This is a genomic window from Methanobrevibacter millerae (genome assembly GCF_001477655.1).
Classification (GTDB): Archaea; Methanobacteriota; Methanobacteria; order Methanobacteriales; family Methanobacteriaceae; genus Methanocatella; species Methanocatella millerae_A.
The window spans coordinates 414,863-434,426 of the sequence record NZ_CP011266.1 but is presented as its reverse complement, the minus strand read 5'-3'; the positions used below and the strand labels follow the sequence as shown (position 1 = coordinate 434,426).

Annotated in this window: 12 protein-coding genes; 2 read left to right on the top strand and 10 right to left on the bottom strand. The window is 33.3% G+C overall.

What is annotated here, in order from left to right; all coding sequences use genetic code 11:
• Positions 1-171: 171 nt before the first annotated feature.
• Positions 172-9,897, bottom strand: a complete 9,726-nt coding sequence (locus tag SM9_RS01535) for a DUF11 domain-containing protein (protein WP_058738464.1) — start codon at positions 9,895-9,897, stop codon at positions 172-174.
• A gap of 488 nt (positions 9,898-10,385) precedes the next feature.
• Here SM9_RS01535 and SM9_RS11605 point away from each other — a divergent pair, with 488 nt between their 5' ends.
• On the top strand, positions 10,386-10,553 hold the full coding sequence (locus SM9_RS11605; protein WP_083495800.1) for a rubredoxin: 168 nt from the start codon (positions 10,386-10,388) through the stop codon (positions 10,551-10,553).
• Between the two features lie 75 nt (positions 10,554-10,628).
• On the opposite strand, the gene glmM is transcribed toward SM9_RS11605, so the two are convergent.
• From glmM to SM9_RS01500, 7 genes are all read right to left on the bottom strand, one after another.
• A complete protein-coding gene (gene glmM, locus SM9_RS01530; protein WP_058738463.1) occupies positions 10,629-11,966 on the bottom strand; it encodes a phosphoglucosamine mutase in 1,338 nt (445 codons plus the stop codon).
• An 8-nt stretch (positions 11,967-11,974) separates the two neighbouring features.
• Positions 11,975-13,213, bottom strand: coding sequence for a 2,3-bisphosphoglycerate-independent phosphoglycerate mutase (locus SM9_RS01525; protein WP_058738462.1), 1,239 nt, complete (start codon positions 13,211-13,213; stop codon positions 11,975-11,977).
• A gap of 160 nt (positions 13,214-13,373) precedes the next feature.
• Positions 13,374-14,069, bottom strand: a complete 696-nt coding sequence (locus tag SM9_RS01520) for a TIGR00297 family protein (RefSeq protein ID WP_083495799.1) — start codon at positions 14,067-14,069, stop codon at positions 13,374-13,376.
• A 341-nt stretch (positions 14,070-14,410) separates the two neighbouring features.
• The gene (locus SM9_RS01515; RefSeq protein ID WP_058738461.1) at positions 14,411-14,992 is read right to left on the bottom strand and encodes a 30S ribosomal protein S3ae; all 582 of its coding nucleotides are present in this window, start codon (positions 14,990-14,992) and stop codon (positions 14,411-14,413) included.
• Positions 14,993-15,277: 285 nt separating this feature from the next.
• On the bottom strand, positions 15,278-15,877 hold the full coding sequence (locus SM9_RS01510) for a cytochrome c biogenesis CcdA family protein (RefSeq protein WP_058738460.1): 600 nt from the start codon (positions 15,875-15,877) through the stop codon (positions 15,278-15,280).
• A complete protein-coding gene (locus tag SM9_RS01505) occupies positions 15,878-16,282 on the bottom strand; it encodes a thioredoxin family protein (protein WP_058738459.1) in 405 nt (134 codons plus the stop codon).
• A complete protein-coding gene (locus SM9_RS01500; RefSeq protein WP_198144408.1) occupies positions 16,282-16,854 on the bottom strand; it encodes a CPBP family glutamic-type intramembrane protease in 573 nt (190 codons plus the stop codon). The genes SM9_RS01505 and SM9_RS01500 overlap by 1 nt, the downstream gene beginning before the upstream one ends.
• 442 nt (positions 16,855-17,296) lie before the next feature.
• On the opposite strand from SM9_RS01500, the gene SM9_RS01495 reads away from it, so the two are divergent.
• Positions 17,297-18,670 (top strand): glutamate--cysteine ligase, encoded by a 1,374-nt coding sequence (locus tag SM9_RS01495; protein WP_058738457.1) that lies wholly within the window; start codon positions 17,297-17,299, stop codon positions 18,668-18,670.
• Here SM9_RS01495 and SM9_RS01490 read toward each other — a convergent pair.
• On the bottom strand, positions 18,667-18,990 hold the full coding sequence (locus tag SM9_RS01490; RefSeq protein WP_058738456.1) for a NifB/NifX family molybdenum-iron cluster-binding protein: 324 nt from the start codon (positions 18,988-18,990) through the stop codon (positions 18,667-18,669). The two genes, SM9_RS01495 and SM9_RS01490, sit on opposite strands and share 4 nt — an antisense overlap.
• A gap of 2 nt (positions 18,991-18,992) precedes the next feature.
• Positions 18,993-19,562 (bottom strand): flavodoxin family protein, encoded by a 570-nt coding sequence (locus SM9_RS01485; RefSeq protein ID WP_058738455.1) that lies wholly within the window; start codon positions 19,560-19,562, stop codon positions 18,993-18,995.
• Between the last annotated feature and the right edge of the window lie 2 nt (positions 19,563-19,564).

The window sequence follows — 19,564 nt, the reverse complement described above, 5'->3', positions numbered from 1 at the left end:
AAAAAGTAATTCGTTTAATGAAAGCGACAATCAAGATATATTAATATTAATTGAAAATTACTAAATTAGTTAAAGAACATCTACATCACGATGGCAAGTTAATCAAAATCAGTAATCAATTATAAAAAAAGTAAAAAAAGTAGGGTTAAAAAACCCTTTTAGTGTTAAATTTTATTGTTTACGTCTTCTTAAAGGAACAAGTGCAAAAATGATCAATAATAATATGATTATTGGGTTACCAGTAGCTTTGCTATCCATAGGAACATGAGCAGAAGATTTTGCATCTTGAGGGCAATCTGGAGTAGGCTCTGGAGTTGGCTCCGGAGTAGGGCCTGTTCCATTGACAATAGTCACATCAGCACTAGCATTCACATTACCCGTCATGTTTGATCCAGCAACAGCAACGTTTGTAACGTTAGCAACTTTAGTAGCAGTACATAAAATTGTAAAGCTCACACTTTCATTAGCAGCTAAACTACCCTCGTATAGGTATAAATTACCAACTTTATTCCAACCATCACCCATGAAACTGACAAATTCTAATCCATCAGGAATCACATCAATGACAAATACATCACCAAGGATGCAATTACCCGGGTTTAATACAGTAATAGTAAATTCAACCAATTCACCAACATTTACTGAATTTTTATCTGCTTCTTTTATAACTACAATATCAGGAACGCTGACAACAGTAGTATTATTGGAGTGTGCTTTTGCAGTAGCATTGCTAGTTAAATTAGAACCAGCAATAACTTCTGGCATGAATAAACCACCAACAGTAGTATTGAAGTATAAAGTGTAATTGATAGATTCACCAGCCCTTAAAACACCAGAGTAAACAAATCTATTACCAACTTTAGTCCAATTTTCACCTACAAATCCAGTGTAAATTAATCCTTCAGGGAATACATTATCAACATATACATCTCCGAGGATACAATCACCATCATTAGTAACAATTACATTAAAGCTAACAGGCTCGCCAACAATAACATTCGGATTATTGGATATTTCACGAACTACTAAGTCAGGAGTGTAAACTGTAATCGGAGCACTAGCAGTATGATTTAAAACATCAGCAGCACCCACAATAATATCGTTTGTGAAATTACCTGATACAGTAGTATTAACCACAACAATTAATTCAACGCTTTCACCAACACCTAAAGAACCGGAATAATAGAACATGTTTCCATCATTAGTCCAATTAGGGCCGATATAAGTGTCATAAATTAATCCTTCAGGAATTATTTCATTTACAAATAAACCATTAAGTTCAATGTCTCCATCATTAGTAATAACAATTCTGAAACTAGTGGAATTACCGGAGTATACTACATCTTCAAGTGCAACTTTAATCACAGATAACTCAGGATCATGAACACTTACAGTAGCATTACTTTCTTTTACTTTTGGCTCTTGAGTACAGTTAACTGCAGCAATGTTAACGAATGTTCCATTAGTTAATGTTCTAACTACAATCCATACATCACGAGATTCATTATTTAAAAGATGACCAATATTCCAGATGAGTTTATTTCCATCTTTTGTGAAACCTTCACTTGCGGATACAACTTCAAATGCAGATTCATCTATGGTATCTACAATAACTACGCCAGTAGCATCCATAATACCATTATTTTTTACATTAATTGTAAAGTTTACAAGATCACCCACATTAGTTGATGTTACATTAGCTGTTTTGTTGATTCTTAAATCTGGATTATATACAGGTACAGTTACATTAGCAAAAATTACTGTTAAATTTTCAGCACAGTATACAGATGCAACATTTGTGAAATTACCTTCCATAGTAGTTATAGCTTTAACAGTTATATTTATTGATTTACCGCTTTCCAAGAAAGCAATAGTATGATTTAAAGCATAACCGTCAACTAGGATTAAACCTTCAGGAAGTACATCAGTAACTACAACATCAGTAGCATTGAATGGACCATTATTAGTTATAATAATGGTAAATGTGATTTCATCACCTATAGAATAATCATTATCATCTGCAACTTTAACGATGTCTAAATCGACAGGTTTGAATACAGTTACAGTAGCAGTACTATTTTTAACGGTAGGCTCTTCAACACAATTTGCATGAGCAACATTGTCGAATGTACCATTATTTAGCACTCTAACAAGAATCCATGTTGTGAATGTTTCTTCACTAGCCATTTTATCCAAGTTCCAAACGATTGTTTGACCATTTTTATTATAATTACCTCCAGCGTCAATAAATTCAAATGAATTATCTAAGACATCAGTAATGTTAACTTTTGTAGCAGGGTTGTTACCGTGGTTACGGACAACAATAGTAAAGTTAACTAAATCGTTAACAAGCCCTTCAGTTACATTAGCTGTTTTTTCAATCTTAATATCAGTAACATATACATTTACTGTAGCATTTGAAGATTTGACTGCGTCATTTTCAGCACAAGTAGCATTCACATAATTTGTGAATGAACCTTTAGTGGTTGTTCTAGCAGTAATGTTGAATACAAATGAATCGCCACTAGCCAAGAATGGTATTGTGTAATCGAAAGTACCATCAATTAAGTCTAAGCCTTCAGGGAAGGTATCCTTAATAATAACATTAGTAGCATCACTAGGTCCATTGTTGGTTACAGTAATTGTAAATACAACAACGTCTCCAATAGCTGTATCATCATAATCCACAGTTTTGACAACATCCAAATTGACAACAGGAATAACAACTACATCATCACTATCAGATACAGGAGTTCTATTTTCAGCACAAGTAACATTAGCTATATTAGTGAATGTACCGTTAGCAATAGCCCTTAATGTAATATCAAAGGCATATGATTCTCCTGAGTTTAATGAAGTAATATTCAATATACCGGTTTCGCTATCATAAGCAGAATCACTGGAAGTTACAAATTCAAAACCTTGAGGAACTAAATCAGTGACGACCAATCCAGTTACATCACCCCTTCCAGCATTAGTAATGTTAATGACAAATGTTACTTCATCATTTACATAAATCACTTTCTTGAGAGCGGTTTTGTTAATTGTTAAATTAGTTGGAACAACTTCGAATTCTACCGTAGCATTATTATTGGTATAATTTGATTCATGTTGATCGCATTTAGCATTAACGGTATTGTTAAACAACCCAATTTCAGAAGTTTTAACAACCAAAGTCAATGTAGCGGAAGCACCATTATTCAATTGATCAATACTCCATACATTAGTAGCTTGATTATAACTACCCATTGAAGCATCAACATCAAGAACTGTTAATCCACGAGGAAGAATTTCATTAATAACTACATTAGTTGCATTATTTGTGTTAGCGGCATTACTTACAGCAATAGTGAAAGTAATGTTATGTCCAACAGTAACTAACTTATCAGAAACACTTTTTGTAATGTTTAAATCAGTGATTGGAAGCACTTCAAATATGTTAGCTGTTATAATGTACTTATAATTTCTATCTTCTGGGTGGTATGCCATGATAGTATAATTACCTGGATCTAATCCAGATAACGGATATGAATAATCACCATATAATCCAGTGTGCACTAATCTTGAATCAACAACCTGGCCAGTTTCATTGCTGAGTACCTGAACCATAATAGGTTGATATCTTTCGCGAGGATCTTGGTATAAAACACCCTCTTTAGCACCCAAAACAGGATTAATATCACTAGGAAGAGTAGTATCTACTTGACTTACATCATCGTTGATAATGAATGAAACACTATTGAATGTGACATCTCTGACATCACCAGCATTGTAAATACCGTTTATGATATTGTCTCCACCAACATAATTATAGACTTTAATATTGACATCATAGCCATAATATGTTTTGTTTATGATACCATCTTTACAGTGAGCAGCATTTGTACCATTTACTTCAAGCACATAAGACCATGCTTGGTTCTTGATGAATAAATCATCACTGAAGTAAGTGTTTGATGCATTATTATATACTGCAGATCCATTACGTGCCACATTGTAGTCGAACTCGTTTGAACTAAGTTTATTGTTGTTTGCACCAACATAAATTGCTCCACCAAGTCCATCATCGTCAACACCAGTAACATCAAGATATGCACCTAAAAGACCAGGTGTAGTTTGAACGATTACTGCTGTTTTATTAGTAGCGTTCGCAGTGTTGTTATAGAATTTAGAAGCTTCTATAATATTATTTTCACCTGCAATATAAATGGCTCCACCTTTAGTTTTATTCTTATCTCTACCAGTGTCAATTCTTAAAGTGTAGGTTGCATTGTTATAATAAAAGTTAGATTCTGAAATCAATCCATTGTTACCTTTAATATAAGCTGCACCACCCTGAACCGCATTATTGTGGTCAAATTCAGAACCGATAGTTCTTAAATCATTATTATTTGAATATAAACCTCCTCCGAGGATAGCTTCATTATATTGGAAATAAGAAGCAATAATTCTACCATCAGTACCATTAGTGAATATAGCTCCACCACGGTTAGCAGTATTACTTATCAATTCTAAACCAGTCATATCAACGATACGACCATTATTCCAGTTGATAGCACCACCATCAAAGGTAGCAGTATTGTTTTCAAAGTAACTGTCTGTTACAACAACTTCAATCTTATCACCATGTGCACAGTGTTCTAAGAATATAGCTCCACCATTGGATGCATTATTTGATATGAATCTGGAATCTTGTACTTTACCAAAGAGACCTGACCAGGATACAGCACCACCATTAACATCAGCAGAGTTATTTGTGAAGTTGGAATCCATAATCAAACCGTTATGACCCTTCCAAGACACTGCACCACCATTATTTTTAGCATAGTTGTTATCAAATGCAGAATTTCTAATCCTACCTTTTTCAGAACCTTCATTCCAATTAATAGCACCACCGTCAACACCAGCAGTGTTATTTGCAAAGTATGAATTAGAGAAAATAGTATTACTGCTATCTCCCAAACTAGATGATTCTAAGTATACAGCACCACCATTTTTAGGAGCAGAGTTATTTATGAAGATACATTCATCAGCAAGACCCTTAGGTCCAAGCCATATGACTGCACCACCATCACCACCTTTTCCAGCACTAGAAGGATTATCACCAACTACTCTGTTATTAGTGAAGTTTGAACCATAAATGACACCATCATGACCATTCCAGTATAAAGCACCAGCTGATCTGTGAGCAGTATTGTTATTGAATACAGAATTTTCAATTCTACCGTTAGAAGCACCGTAATGCCAATCTATTGCACCACCATTTGATCCAGCAACATTGTTTTCAAATATACTGTCTTTAAATGAATTATTAGTACAATCAGCACGTCCTTCTACACCACGTAAGAATACAGCCCCACCATGGTCTTTTGCATAATTATCAGTAAAGATACAGTTTTCAACACCACCGTAAGAACCAGTCCACATAATAGCTCCTCCGTCACCGGAGTTACCCATTATACATTTTTCAGTCCCATTTGCACGGTTATTTGTGAAATTGGAATCTTTTATGATACCTTTATTACCGAACCAGAATACTGCACCAGCATTAGCACGTGCAGTGTTGTTGATAAATTCACAACCAACGATTTGGCCATCAGTACAACCTTCATGCCAATCAATAGCACCACCATTAATTGAAGCAGTGTTATCGATGAAAGTGGATCCTAAAATATCCGTATCATGTGCATCTTCCAAGTATATTGCACCACCAAAACCTTCGTTTAAATCATAATTAAATACTGAATTTGCAGTAAAATTACAATCAACAACATCAGTTTCATTTACAATGATAAATATTGCACCACCTTTTAAAGCAGAGTTTGCATTGAATGTGGAATCTTTAATAGTAGCATTTTTACCTTGAACATATATTGCTCCGCCACCAGTACTGTTTTCAGTACCAGTCATAGCATTTACATGGTTATTGTCGAATTCACTAGATTTGATGTTGATATTTTCACCAAATATGTGAACAGCACCACCTTCAGTAGGCATATTTTGTAATACACTACTTACTGGGAATCTCAAGTCATTATGTGTAGCATAGTTATCTTTAAATGTTGAATTTTCAACAAAACTATCTACACCATCGATGTAACCAGCACCACCTTGAACAGCACGATTATCAGTAAAGTTTGAACCAATAACATATACCATATCACCATCCAAATAGAAAGCACCTCCTCGAATAGCATGGTTATTTTCAAATTTGGAATTAACAATATGATCATCTGAACCATTTACTGCAATAGCACCACCAAGACCGCCTTTTTCATTTATACCATAAGCAGTGTTGTTAATGAATTCTGAGTCGTATACGAATATACTGTTACCCGGAATGTTAACTGCTCCACCAATAGCAAGCAAATCATCAAATGAATGAGCAAATCTTAAATCATGAGTAGCAGAGTTATTATAAAATCTTGAACTACCAAAAGTAGCATCAGATTTATCAATGTAGACTGCACCACCCTGAATAGCACTGTTGTTTCTGAATTCAGTGTCGTTAATGTCGTTTAAGGTACCTCTGTAGTATATTGCACCACCAATAATAGCCTGGTTAAATTCGAAATCTGTATTTTCAAGTGTAGTATTATAACCTTGAATAGTAATAGCTCCTCCATAACTACGTAAATTACCATCACTTACAGCCGTATTACTTGAAAATGTTGTATTATATATAATTGAATGATTACCATTAATACCAATAGCTCCACCCATAGGGTTATACATATTATACATATTATCAACAGCAAATGCTAAATAACGAGTAGCATTATTACCATCACAGTTAGCATTACCAATTCTGGTTTCACTACCTCTAATATATATAGCACCACCTAAAACAGCAGAGTTATCAGTAAAGTTAGCATCAATAATATTGGAATATGTACTGACACTATCAATATATATAGCACCACCTAAAATAGCCTCATTTTCATTAAATGTATTATTGAGAATATCAGCTGAATGACCATCAATAGCTATAGATCCACCATTACCATTAATAGCATAGTTGTTATTGAATTTACTTTCAGTTATGTTAGTATCATATCCTACAATGAATACAGCACCACCAGTAACATTAAGAGCAACATTAGGATTCATGTCTTTAGTAGCATTATTACTTTTATAAGTACCATTACTAAGTCTGGTATTATTACCTATAATATAGATTGCACCACCTTGAACAGCCCTATTGTTAGTAAAGTTCATTACATTAGCAGAAATACCATTACCATTAATATATGCAGCTCCACCTTGAGTAGCAATATTGTTGGTAAACTCATTATAATCAAATGTAAGATTTCTACCATCCATGTAAAGAGCTCCACCTAAACCTTCAAGCTTAGTTGTACCTGCAATAGCACTATTATCTGTGAAAATGTTATCATATACAATTGTATTGTTACCAATAATGAATAAAGCACCACCAGCAGTAATCATAGATGAATTATCCCGAATAGGATTTAACATAGCACGGGTTGCAATGTTATCAGTAAATATTGAATCATATATATGTGCATTTTCCCCTTCAATGTAACATGCTCCACCTTGTATAGCATTGTTTATGTTGAATGTAGAGTTAATAATAGTAACGTTTTCACCAATCAGTCTTGTTGCACCTGCAAATGAAGCATTATTGTCTTCAAATGTACAGTTATCAATTCTAGTATTGGTACCGTTAATGTGCACTCCACCAGCATAATCATAAGCCATGTTGTGATAGAATATTGAATCTTTAATTACAGTATTGTTAGCCGTGAGATATACTTCCAAGGCCACTGAACCGTCAGGATTTGTAACATTGTGCATACCACCGACAATATCAATTACACCGGCATGGCCTTCAGCAACATTGTCTATGAAAGTACAGTTTTCAATATAGTTGTTGCTTCCCAAAAGAGCAATAGCTGCACCACTACCATCCCTATAGGAATTCTGTGAGTGGTTTCCTGAAGCGAGGTTATTGATGAATACTGAATCCTTAATAGTAATATTACCTACGTGAGATTCTATACCTGCACCATAAACCGCCTGGTTACCTTCAATCCAATTGTTTGTAATGGTAACATTCATACCAATTATACAGTAAGCCGCACCGTGTACAGCATTAGTATTGTTGATAAATGTATTGTTATGAAGGGTTACATTAGTTGCCTCATTCCATATTTTGAATGAAAATCCTAAGGATTGAGTGGAAGAATTAAATTCAGCATTACCTGTATTATTAATGAATTTATTGTTACTTGCGTTAAATCCATAAAATATAGGGCCGTCATCCCTATGGTTATTGTCAGGCGGAGAACCGGAAATAGCTATCATCTGATTTGCATTATTATTTATGAATGTACAACCATCGATAACACCACCAGACATTAGCGGCTCACTACCTGCAGGAGCATTCATATATGCAATTCTAACAATAGGCTGTTTTTTGTTAAGAGTAATGTTTTCAAAAGTACAGTTAACTAAACCTGACCGATAATTTTGAATTTTTTCATCACCCAAGAATATAAACGGCATTGAAGTAGTTTCACTTGGTGAATACTTACTAGCATTAAAATTTTTGAAGTTAATACCAGTAAGAGTGGAAGAACCACCACTTAAATCCATAAATCTGTAATCTACAGCATATTCGGATAAGTCTATAGTTGATGTTTTACCATCATCTTTAGAGAAACCTCCGTATATGTTGACAGTGATATTTCGATTATATGAAAATGAATTATCATTTGGATTAAGATTTCTGAATGTTATATACTTTGCACGACTGCTTCCAGTATTATCCCATGAATAATAACCAGTAGATATTGCATTATTCCCATTATAAGCACCATCGAAAGTATTGTTATCTAAAAAGATATTAAATTCCATAATACCATTTTTAGCATCATCCCTAACTCTCCAAAAGATAAATTTAATTAAATTGCTTAAAGAAGAGGTATCATACTGCTTGCTGAAATGTAAATCCTTTACCTGACCAACTTCATAAAGTGGTTGATCTGGATTTAAAGTAATATTTTCAAATGTACAATCTTTTATCAGCAGTTCCGGATGAAGACTAGGATTAGATTTATCACCCAACTTAATAAATGGAACGGTAGTGGAAGGATCTACAGTATTAGAATGATCGTTGACATTAAAGTTTTTGAAATTAATACCCTGAATTGAAGAATTTGGAGTACTAAAATCCAAAAGTGCATAATTTGCACCATAGTCAGTTAAATCCAATGTTGATGTCAAACCATCATCTTTAGTAGCTCCACCATATAAATGAATAGTAAGAGCCATATTCTTGTTAAAATTCATCCCGTTGAATGTTAAATAGTTAACACGACTTCCAGTGGATGATAAATAACCCGTTTGGATAGTACCTACACCAGCATCACCATAACCTCCAGTGAATGTTTTATTGTTCAAGAAAACATCCCATTCACGAGTAGCAGATGGATTAGCTTGCATGTAATCCCTAATTCCCCAATAAAGTGCTTTAAAGAACCTTTCTAAAGGAATTATATCATCATCTACCCTACCAGTATCATAATCAACACCATAAATAAATGTTCCTGCAGTAATACCTACTAAATCATCAGATCCAACACCCAATAAGTTAGAATTGGCATTTACCGATGCTGCAGAAGAACTTGCAATATTTGAAGCCTTCAAATCATTATCTGCATTGACCTGATTATCAGAATCAACATTAATCTGAACATTAGACGTGTTAGATGAACTGTCATCGACAGAAATCTCTGAAATTCCGCCAGTATTAACATCAGCAAGTTGAATATCAACTTGTGTTAAGTTATTATCTTCAAATGCTGTTGTCGCTTGAATTGAGCATAGAATAATAAAAATTGCCATTATTACGATAAACTTTTTGCCTTTCATTTTGTATTTTCACCCCCTGATCCAGCCAATTAAGAAAAAAATGAATATAATTATAGGCAGATAATTAATATCCATCACTTATATATATTACTTGTGTTATATATATTTTACCTTAGCCATAATATAATAATTTTAAGAAAAAATATTATAATACCTATATTTGTTTAATAAATATTATATACAGTATATAATTATATAAATATAATAAAAAAAATAAAAATTAACAAATATAATTATGTCCATCAAATTTTGATAAAAAAAATGAAAAAAATCTTTTTAATAAAATAATAATAAATTAAATAGTTTCTTAAAATCAATGCCAAAAATACTGAACTGTTTAATAATTAAAAAAAATTATATTTCAATGAAAATCCTAGAATAATTAATGGAAAAATTTAATGAAAAAGGAATAATTAATTTTAAATATTAGTATCAATACATTTTAAATTATATTAGCAATGCTGATAAAAAAATAAGGAGATAATAATATGACTATATATGTTTGTTTACACTGTGAATACAGATTCGATTCAGAAAAAGGAGATCCAGCATACAACATTCCTGCTGGAGCAACACCTGCTGATATGCCAGACGACTGGGTATGCCCAGAATGTGCTGCATTAGGTATTGAAGCATTTATTGCAGAAGAAGAATAAATCTTCTTCCAACTTTTTATTTTTTTTCTAATTTTAAAGCCAATAATTAAAAAAAGATTAAGATGAATAATTCATCTAAATATTATCATTTATTATTTTTTTGCAGATTTCACAGAGTTCCTCTGCCCTTTTTGCATCACGTGATTCTAAAGTGATTCTGACATAGTCCTCTGTTCCGGAAGGTCTTACCAAAACCCAACTGTCATCTTCAAAGGTCAATCTTACACCATCAATAGAATTGATTTCGCGAATGTCATCAAAAGCATCTTTAAGCAATTCTTCCATATTGGTCATCACTGCAATTTTTGCCTCTTTTGAACAGGTTATTTTTTCGCGAATGTTAGGATATGATGGAATTTCTAAAAGCAATTCAGATAATTTTCCTTTCTTGGATACCAATTCAGCCATTCTAAGACCGGACAATATTCCATCAGGACACATGCAGAAATCAGGATGCAACCATGTTCCTGACGGTTCACCGCCGAATGCTGCATTCTTTTCAATGATAACTTCAGCAACATTGACGTCTCCAACAGGAGTTCTCAGGACTTCACCTTTGACTGATTCATCCATACATAAGCCCGCATCGACAGTGGTTACAATATCGCCATCGAATTCTTTTGAAATCAATGCTAAAAGTGAATCGAATGGAGATATATTACCGTTTTCATCCACAGTAATCATACGGTCTGCATCACCATCGTGTGCAATTCCCAAATCTGCTCCAATAGCCACAACAGTTTTCATGAGATTCTGCAAGTTTTCAGCATTAGGTTCAGGATTTCTTCCAGGGAAAAACCCGTCAGGCTGAGAATTGAGAGTTGTTACTTCACATCCTGCTTTTCTAAATACTAAAGGTGATATTTCACTTCCCGCACCGGATGCGCAGTCAATAACAACTTTTAATCCAGGTTTTATATCAACCATATTGACCAAATCATCAATGTATCTTGCCTTAATCTCTTCATTTACAGAGATTGAACCGACCTTATCCCAGGTTACAGACTTGTATAATTTATTGTTATAGATATTTTCGATTTCTGCTTCCTGAGATGAAGTATAAGCCATTCCATTTTTATTCCAAAGCTTAATACCATTATACTGAGAAGGGTTATGGGATGCAGTTAGCATTATCCCTGCATCAGCATCAAGTTTTTCGGTAGCATATCCAACTAATGGGGTTGGAACCATTCCAATTTTTACTACATTTACACCACTTTCAAGCAAACCTGCACAAATAGCTTGGTCTAACATTTCATTAGTAGTTCTTGTATCAAAACCTATTACAACAGTACCCTTATTTCCCAAATAAGATGCAAGGGATTTACCTACATTTAAAGCAAGCTCACAGGTTACTTCAGAACCTATTTTGCCTCTAATTCCAGAAGTTCCAAATAGTTTTGCTGCCACCATAAAATCACCTAAGCTCCAAATTTGTGTGCATAATTCATTAAGTCCATCATGATGTTCATTACATCAGAACCGCGGATTCTGTTAAGTCCACCTTTAGCACATGCAACTTCAGAAAATTCGCATACATCATCAACCCTCACTTCAGGACCTCTGATAATTACAGGCACAGGGTCTCCAGAGTGGTTTTTAACAGAAATTGGAGTTGAATGGTCTGCAGTCAAATAAATATAAACATCTTCGAGTTTTATTAATTCACTCATAACGATTTCATCCACTTTTTCGATGAATTCCTTTTTCTCTTTTATTTGGCCGTCATGGCCTGCTTCATCAGCACCATCAATGTTTATTAAAAAGAAGTCATGGTCTGAGTTTTTAACTTGATCAATAATAGTATCACGAATATTATATAAATTAGTGTCAATTCCACCAGTAACATCTTCCATTTCAATGATATCCATTCCTGCAAATCTGCCTATTCCCATTATAAGACCTGTTTCTGCAATACATGCTGAGTTGACTTCATATTTATCATTCAATGATTCAACGACCGGAACTTCTCCTGCTCCGCGGGGAATAATAATATTCGCTGGAGGTTCACCTTCTTCAATTCTTTTTAAGTTGACTGGATGGTCTTTAACCATTTCATAGGATTTTTTAACCAGTTGATTTAAAATATCTGCAGTCTTTTTAGCCTCTTCTGAATCATCCAAAGCCTTTACTTCTTTAGGTTTGTTGCCTTCAACTTTAGGGTCCGCATCACTTACCTTATCTGATAAGCCTTCTCCCCTCAATACTAAAACTGCTCTGTGACCGGTAGATTCCTTGAAAATAATTTTAATATCAGGATAGTCTTCCAATTTCATTGTATTTAAAACTTCAACGATTTCTTTGGTTCCTGACTTGATTCTTCCTGCACGTCTGTCTGTAACTATTAAATCTTCATCAGCGGTTGAGAAATTACATCGAAATGCAATGTCTCCAGGCAAAACATCTACACCAACACCATTTGCTTCAAATGGACCTCTTCCAGTGTAAACTTCATAAGGATTATAACCTAAAATAGATAAATGTGCAGTATCACTTCCAGGAATAATTCCCGGAGCTATTGAATCCATAATACCAGTAATTCCCTCAGCAGCCATTTTATCCATATTTGGAGTATTTGCGGCCTGAAGAGGAGTTTGATTATCAAGTTCTTTTAAAGGACGGTCTCCCATACCATCCATAATTAATACAATACCCTTCATCATATCACCTTTAATAATATATATTCATTAGTAAATTTATTTTTTAATAGTTATATAATTATAGCATCAAAATAATTTCAATAAAAAAAGTCAACAAAAATGATTCAAATAAACTGCCAGGTATTTCCAATGCCTTTTAAAAAAAATATTTGTTTCATATTTAAATAAGCAATATTCCAACAATGGCTCCAGTGATAGTTGCAATCAGATTAACATGTTCATTTGTCAACATATTTGCCCTTTCAAATGTTGCGCCAAGGAAGCTATCCATAAAACAACCCACAGTTCCGGAAATGACAGAAACGAGAATTGCAGAGACAGGATTTGAAACAACACCCAATAAATATGCAGATATACCAATAATTAATGCCCCCAACATTCCAACAGCAGTTCCAAGCACAGATACTGCACCATCAGTTCCGGGATCCACTTTTTGAAAGGTTGTTATTAATCTAGGCTGCTGCAAAATTCCAATTTCAGAAGCTAAAGTATCCGCAGTAGCCGTTGCAATAGCTCCAATAAAACCTCCGACAAAAGGCAGGTAATACCCGCCGAAAGCAGCCATCATAAAAGCAACAATACCATTTGAGATAACATTTTTAGATGATCTTCTTCCCTCATATTCACCTAAGGAACGTTTATAGGATTTTGAATATTTTGTTGCAATTAAAGATAAGACTAAAAATATAACTAAAAGAAGTAGCCAATTGGCTCCGGCTGAAAAAATAATGACTATACCCATTAGAACCATCGTAAGAGAACCTAATAAGTCTAGAGATTTTCTTTTGTAAGTTATGAATCCTAAAATAAATAAAGCGATAACATAACCCCAATTAATCATAACTGTTTCAACCATATTAATCATTATTAAGTATCTATCTTACAGTATAAATAATTAATTAAATTCGTCTTTAACAAAACAAAGAAATTTTTGCTATTCTTGAAAAATCTTTTCTTAACTAATTTTAAAACTTCAGAAAAATTATTTATTTCATCTTTAAACAAATTTATATGACTTAGTGGTTTATCATAACTTTTTTGCTTAAATAAATCAAAAATCAGTTTAAAAGAAAGTATCAAAAATTTTCCGCAAGAAAATCAAAAAAATTTAGAGATGTTAAATGAGAAATTTAATTATATAATTAAAACATGAAAAATATCATATTTTAATAAAAAAATAGAATTGTAAAAGTAATCTTAGTTGATTACTTTACTTTTGATAATTTCCACTCTTTTAAGTGGGTAGATTTTTTTAGCAGTGTGGTAAATTTCAGATGCTAATTTACCATTTACAGAAGATTTAACTAATTCTTCGTAAGTTCTTTCTGCTGCAGTTTCTTTGAGTAAATCTTCAATGACTTGTCTCATGTATTTTTGTTGGGAAGATTTTGCTCTTCTGATAGTTACTGCCAATACATGAAGTTTGATTCTGTGTTCATCTTTTGTTGTAACAATAGTGGAAGCATCGATTCTGGATGTTCCTCTTCTAATCATACTTCTTACATAATCAGTAGTAGTTTTGTGACCGGTAAATTTGGTGTTTGCAACATCACCAGCTACATTTTCAATTTCAAACCTGAGTTTAATGTATTGTTTTGAGAAGTCACCAGTTAATTCTCTCATTGTAACTTCTACTCCTCTTCCAATTAAGAGTTCTGGATCTTTAGCTGGAGTTTCTCCAATTTCTTTTTCTTCAAACATTAATGGTGTTTTAATAGTATACCATGATTTTTCTTTCCAAGTGTCACGTACTCTACGTCTAGATTTTGCTTTTGCCATTATATCAACCGTTTTTAATTTTAATAATATTTTTAATAATTTAGCGAATCGCCATTTAATTTTGAAAAATAGTCCTCAAATAGAGTATTTCATTAATCTTACATAAAATAATCTATAAAATGAAATTATAACAGATTATAACTCTATAATCTCTTATTTGACTATTGTGAGTTCTTCTCACGTTATTTAAAGAATAATTTGTAATTTAGTTTTATTTAATTAAAACCCGCCCATAAAGGTTGTTATTAGTTATTTTATTCATGGTATATAAATATTATTGAAAAATTATATGAGCATATAAATTGCACTCAAAATAATCAACACTGCAAAAATTTTTGGAATATAACTTGTCTTTTTAATGAAAGATTCGAAGTTGATTTTAGACATCACAAAACTTAAGACCAATAATGTTAATCCAAAGCCCAAACAGTACAATATGATATTGAATGACGCATAAAAAGGATCCGCTGAGGATACAAGAAGAGAAATCAGACTCATCAGATAGGCACTGTAACATGGCACCCATGCAACTGATGTTAAAAAACCCAGTGCAAATGAACCAAGTATGCCATCATGATTTCTTGATTTGACTGTTATAAAACCAAATGAATAGTCAAACAACATCAGGATACCAATTATCAAAAGTAAAACCGCAGAAATAATCCTAAAGTAGCTGATATACTGATATACAATTGCTGTGAAAAATCCCGTTAGAAAAACAATAATCGTAAAAATTGAAAACAAACCCACAGTAAATGAAAGAATTTCTGCTTTAGTTTTTGATTTTAAGCTAAATCCAATGAATATCGGTAATATCGGCAGTATGCATGGAGACAATATTGAAATGACTCCTGTAAAAAAAGAAATTAAGGGAAATACTTCCATCTACATCCCCTTAATAGTGTTTAAAAATTCTCCCGCATCAACATACCCTTCAATTTTATTTATTTCCTTTTGATTAGAATCTAAAAATATCATGGTAGGGGTTCCGACAACATGATATTTGGCTGCCAATTGCGGCTGAGAGTTAATATCCACGACAACAGTGATGAATCCCTCGTTTAACTTGGATATAACATCATTGTTTGATAAAACATCTTTTTTTAATAAATCACAATAATAACAGCCGTCCTGATCAAAGACCAGCATTATCGTTTTATTATCCTTTTGAGCCTGACTTACTGCCTGATTTAAATCAGTAGTGTTGTTAATAGCATCAGCTGCAAAGCTAACTGATACGCTGCAGGTCAAAATAGCTATTACAAACAATACATACAATATTTTCTTCATTAGGCTACCCCCATCATAATCAATGCAAATATGAATACATCAGTACACAAATGCGTGATGTATGATACCATTATATTTTTCGTTTTGATATAACCAATGAATTCAAAGATTGAGCCTAAACCCTGCAATACAAGTACAGAAAACAATGATCTGAAATCCATTGCATGCAACAATGCAAAGAATACCATTACAATTAGCATTGATACTACAACAGACAGTTTACGATTATTGGAATACTTGTACAATATCCTTAAAAATAACATGAATGGGACAAACTTAATTAACTCCTCACCCATCAATGAAAACAACAATGCAACAATGGATGCAATATTTAAAGAATTTTCAGCTATTGTCGGAGTAGCACTCCAACCATAGTAATCCAAAACGCTCCCCACTGCTAATGAATAAATCATATAACCGGCAAAAAGACCTATTGCAAGCAAAACTTCTTTTGACTTCGGTTTTTGAAATATTGCTGTATAATCCCATTTCAAATAATACAACACAGGAACAAGAACAATCAGTATGAATAGTATTCCATCAAGGATTTCATTACCGGTTAATCCCTGCATCAGCATTCCTACAATGGATGCTACGATTAAAACTATCCACCCACTTTTAGGAACATATGGATTTTTTTATAAAATGGAAAATCCCTATCCTCATTTTCAAAATTAAAGTAATCATCATTTGACATAATAATAGATTAAATATTAATATTAAATAAAATTAATTGTTTTCCAGCTTATGAAAAAATAACTTTAAAACTACCACCCATAGAAATAATTTCATGATTTTATAAAAATTGTTCAGTTATGCTGCAAGACATATCATCAACACCATGGCCGGAACCAATATATAATTACATTTATATATCATGAATAATATAACAATCGTTATAGAAATATGGCAATAATTATATAATCCCATCATATAATAAAATAACATAAAATATAGAAACTGAAAAAGAGCTGATAATCACTACATGATGGAATAAAAAAAGGAGGCACATAAATGAATCTTTCATATTTAAAAAAGCTAACAAAAGATGAAATTCTATCTGGTTCATTTGGAATCGAAAGAGAAACATTGCGCGTCCATTCCATAGGAGAATTATCATTAACACCACATCCAGAAATTTTTGGCGATAAGATAAGCAATCCCATTGTTACAACAGACTTTTCGGAAAGCCAAATAGAAATAATCACACCAACATTCAATAACATTGATATGGCATTCACAACATTCTGTTCGCTGTCAGACATGGTCAATGAAGCCCTGCCTGAAAACGAATACTTCTGGTTCCATTCACTTCCGTCCATATTACCTGAAGAGAATGAAATACCTATTGCACATTACGGTGACGATGAAGAAGGACAAAAGTCAGAGGAATATCGTATAAAACTGGCTAAAAAGTACGGGCTTAAAAAACAGATGATTTCAGGCATTCATTTTAATTTTTCATTTGGGGATGAAACTCTCAGGAAATTATATTCAATAGTTGACGAGGAGTTCACATATGAAGAATTTAAAAATGAGGTTTATCTGAAGATAACTAGAAATTATATCAGATATTGTTGGCTTGTTATCTACCTAACCGGCAGCTCAATAGCCTGCCATAAAACATTTACCTCCGATTGTATTGATTTAATGGATAAGCAGGACGAATACGGAGATTACTATTCAACGATAGGATGTTCCCTTAGAAATGGATCATGCGGTTATAAAAACCTGAAAAAATTATATCCAAGCTACAAAAGTGTTGAAGAATTCACACAAGATGTGACATCATACATTGAATCCGGAGATTTATCTGAAGCAAAAGAACTTTATACTCAAATCAGATTGAAACCAAAAAATCCGAAAGATATGTTAAACTCCCTGAATGAAACGGGCATAGAATATGTTGAAATAAGAACCTTAGATATTAATCCATTTTATAGGTGCGGCCTTACAAAAAGAGATATGCAGTTTCTGCATCTGTTTACAATCTACATGCTAGTTAAAAATGAAAGCGATTATGAAAACTGGCAGGAAGAAGCTTTGATTAACGAAGAGCTTACTGCGGAAAGAGCATTTGATGATGAAATGAGACTTATCAAGGACGGTGAAGAGATAACCTTGAAAGAATGGGGTCTTGAATTAATTAATGAAATGCATCACATGGTTGATGAATTAGGAATCAATTACCATGACATGCTGGATTTGATGACATTAAGACTTGAAAAACCTCATGTTACCTATTCAAGAAGATTGGTTGAGTTAATAAAAGAACAAGGATATATTTACACAATTGCAGACTTATCATTGAAAAACAAGCATAAAAACAAAAATACAAAAATAAATGAAATGAAAGAATATAGGAAACTTGCCTTAAGACAAGTTTAATTCTTCATGAAGTTATAATGGTCAATATAGCGTTTTAAAACTTCATCAACAGATCCTTCATCCGCAACCAGTTTTATGTTTAACTCATTGGCTTTGACTTTAGATTTAAAACCATATTGTTGAGCAATAATAATATCACAGTCTTCACATGCTTTAATTACTTTGCTTCCCTGATGCTGACTTTCCAAATCAATGTCAACTTCCCTGTGTTCTACAAAAGTCAAATCGTCATCTTCATAGTCATAGACATACAAAGAATATCCTTTTCCCAAATGCAAATCCACATCCTTACCATTTGATGATACAACAGCAATTTTCATAATTATTCACCTAGTTTTTTTATTATCCTGGAGACATTCTCACCAAATAAACGTATAGTCTGAATTCCTTCCGTGTCTTCAAAGGCAGTTCCTTCCTCACCTGCAAAGACAATGTTCCAATATGTACTTCCGGCAATAATCATATTATTGATTGGGAAAAACATCGTCATTTCCTGCAATGTCAATGTCTGACCCCCGCGCCTTCCCACAGCAATAGGTCCACCGACCATCCAATCCAAGAACCTGTCCGAATATCTTGAAACCTTTCCAATCCTTTGAAGCGCTGCCATGACATCTCCCCTTGCAGTTCCAAAATAAACAGGTGCAGCGGGAATAAAACCCTGAGCATCACGCAGTTTGTCAATGATTTCATTCAATCCATCATTCAAAGCACATTTCCCCGTTTCATGACAGGACAGACAGGCTTTGCATGATTGAATATTTTTGCCTTTTAAAGATATGATTTCTGTTTCAACACCGTTCTTTTCAATTTCGCGAGCACACACGTTTAAAACATCCAAAGTGTTGCTGTTTGCTCTCGGAGAAGCGTTTAACAATATTACCTTTGCCATAA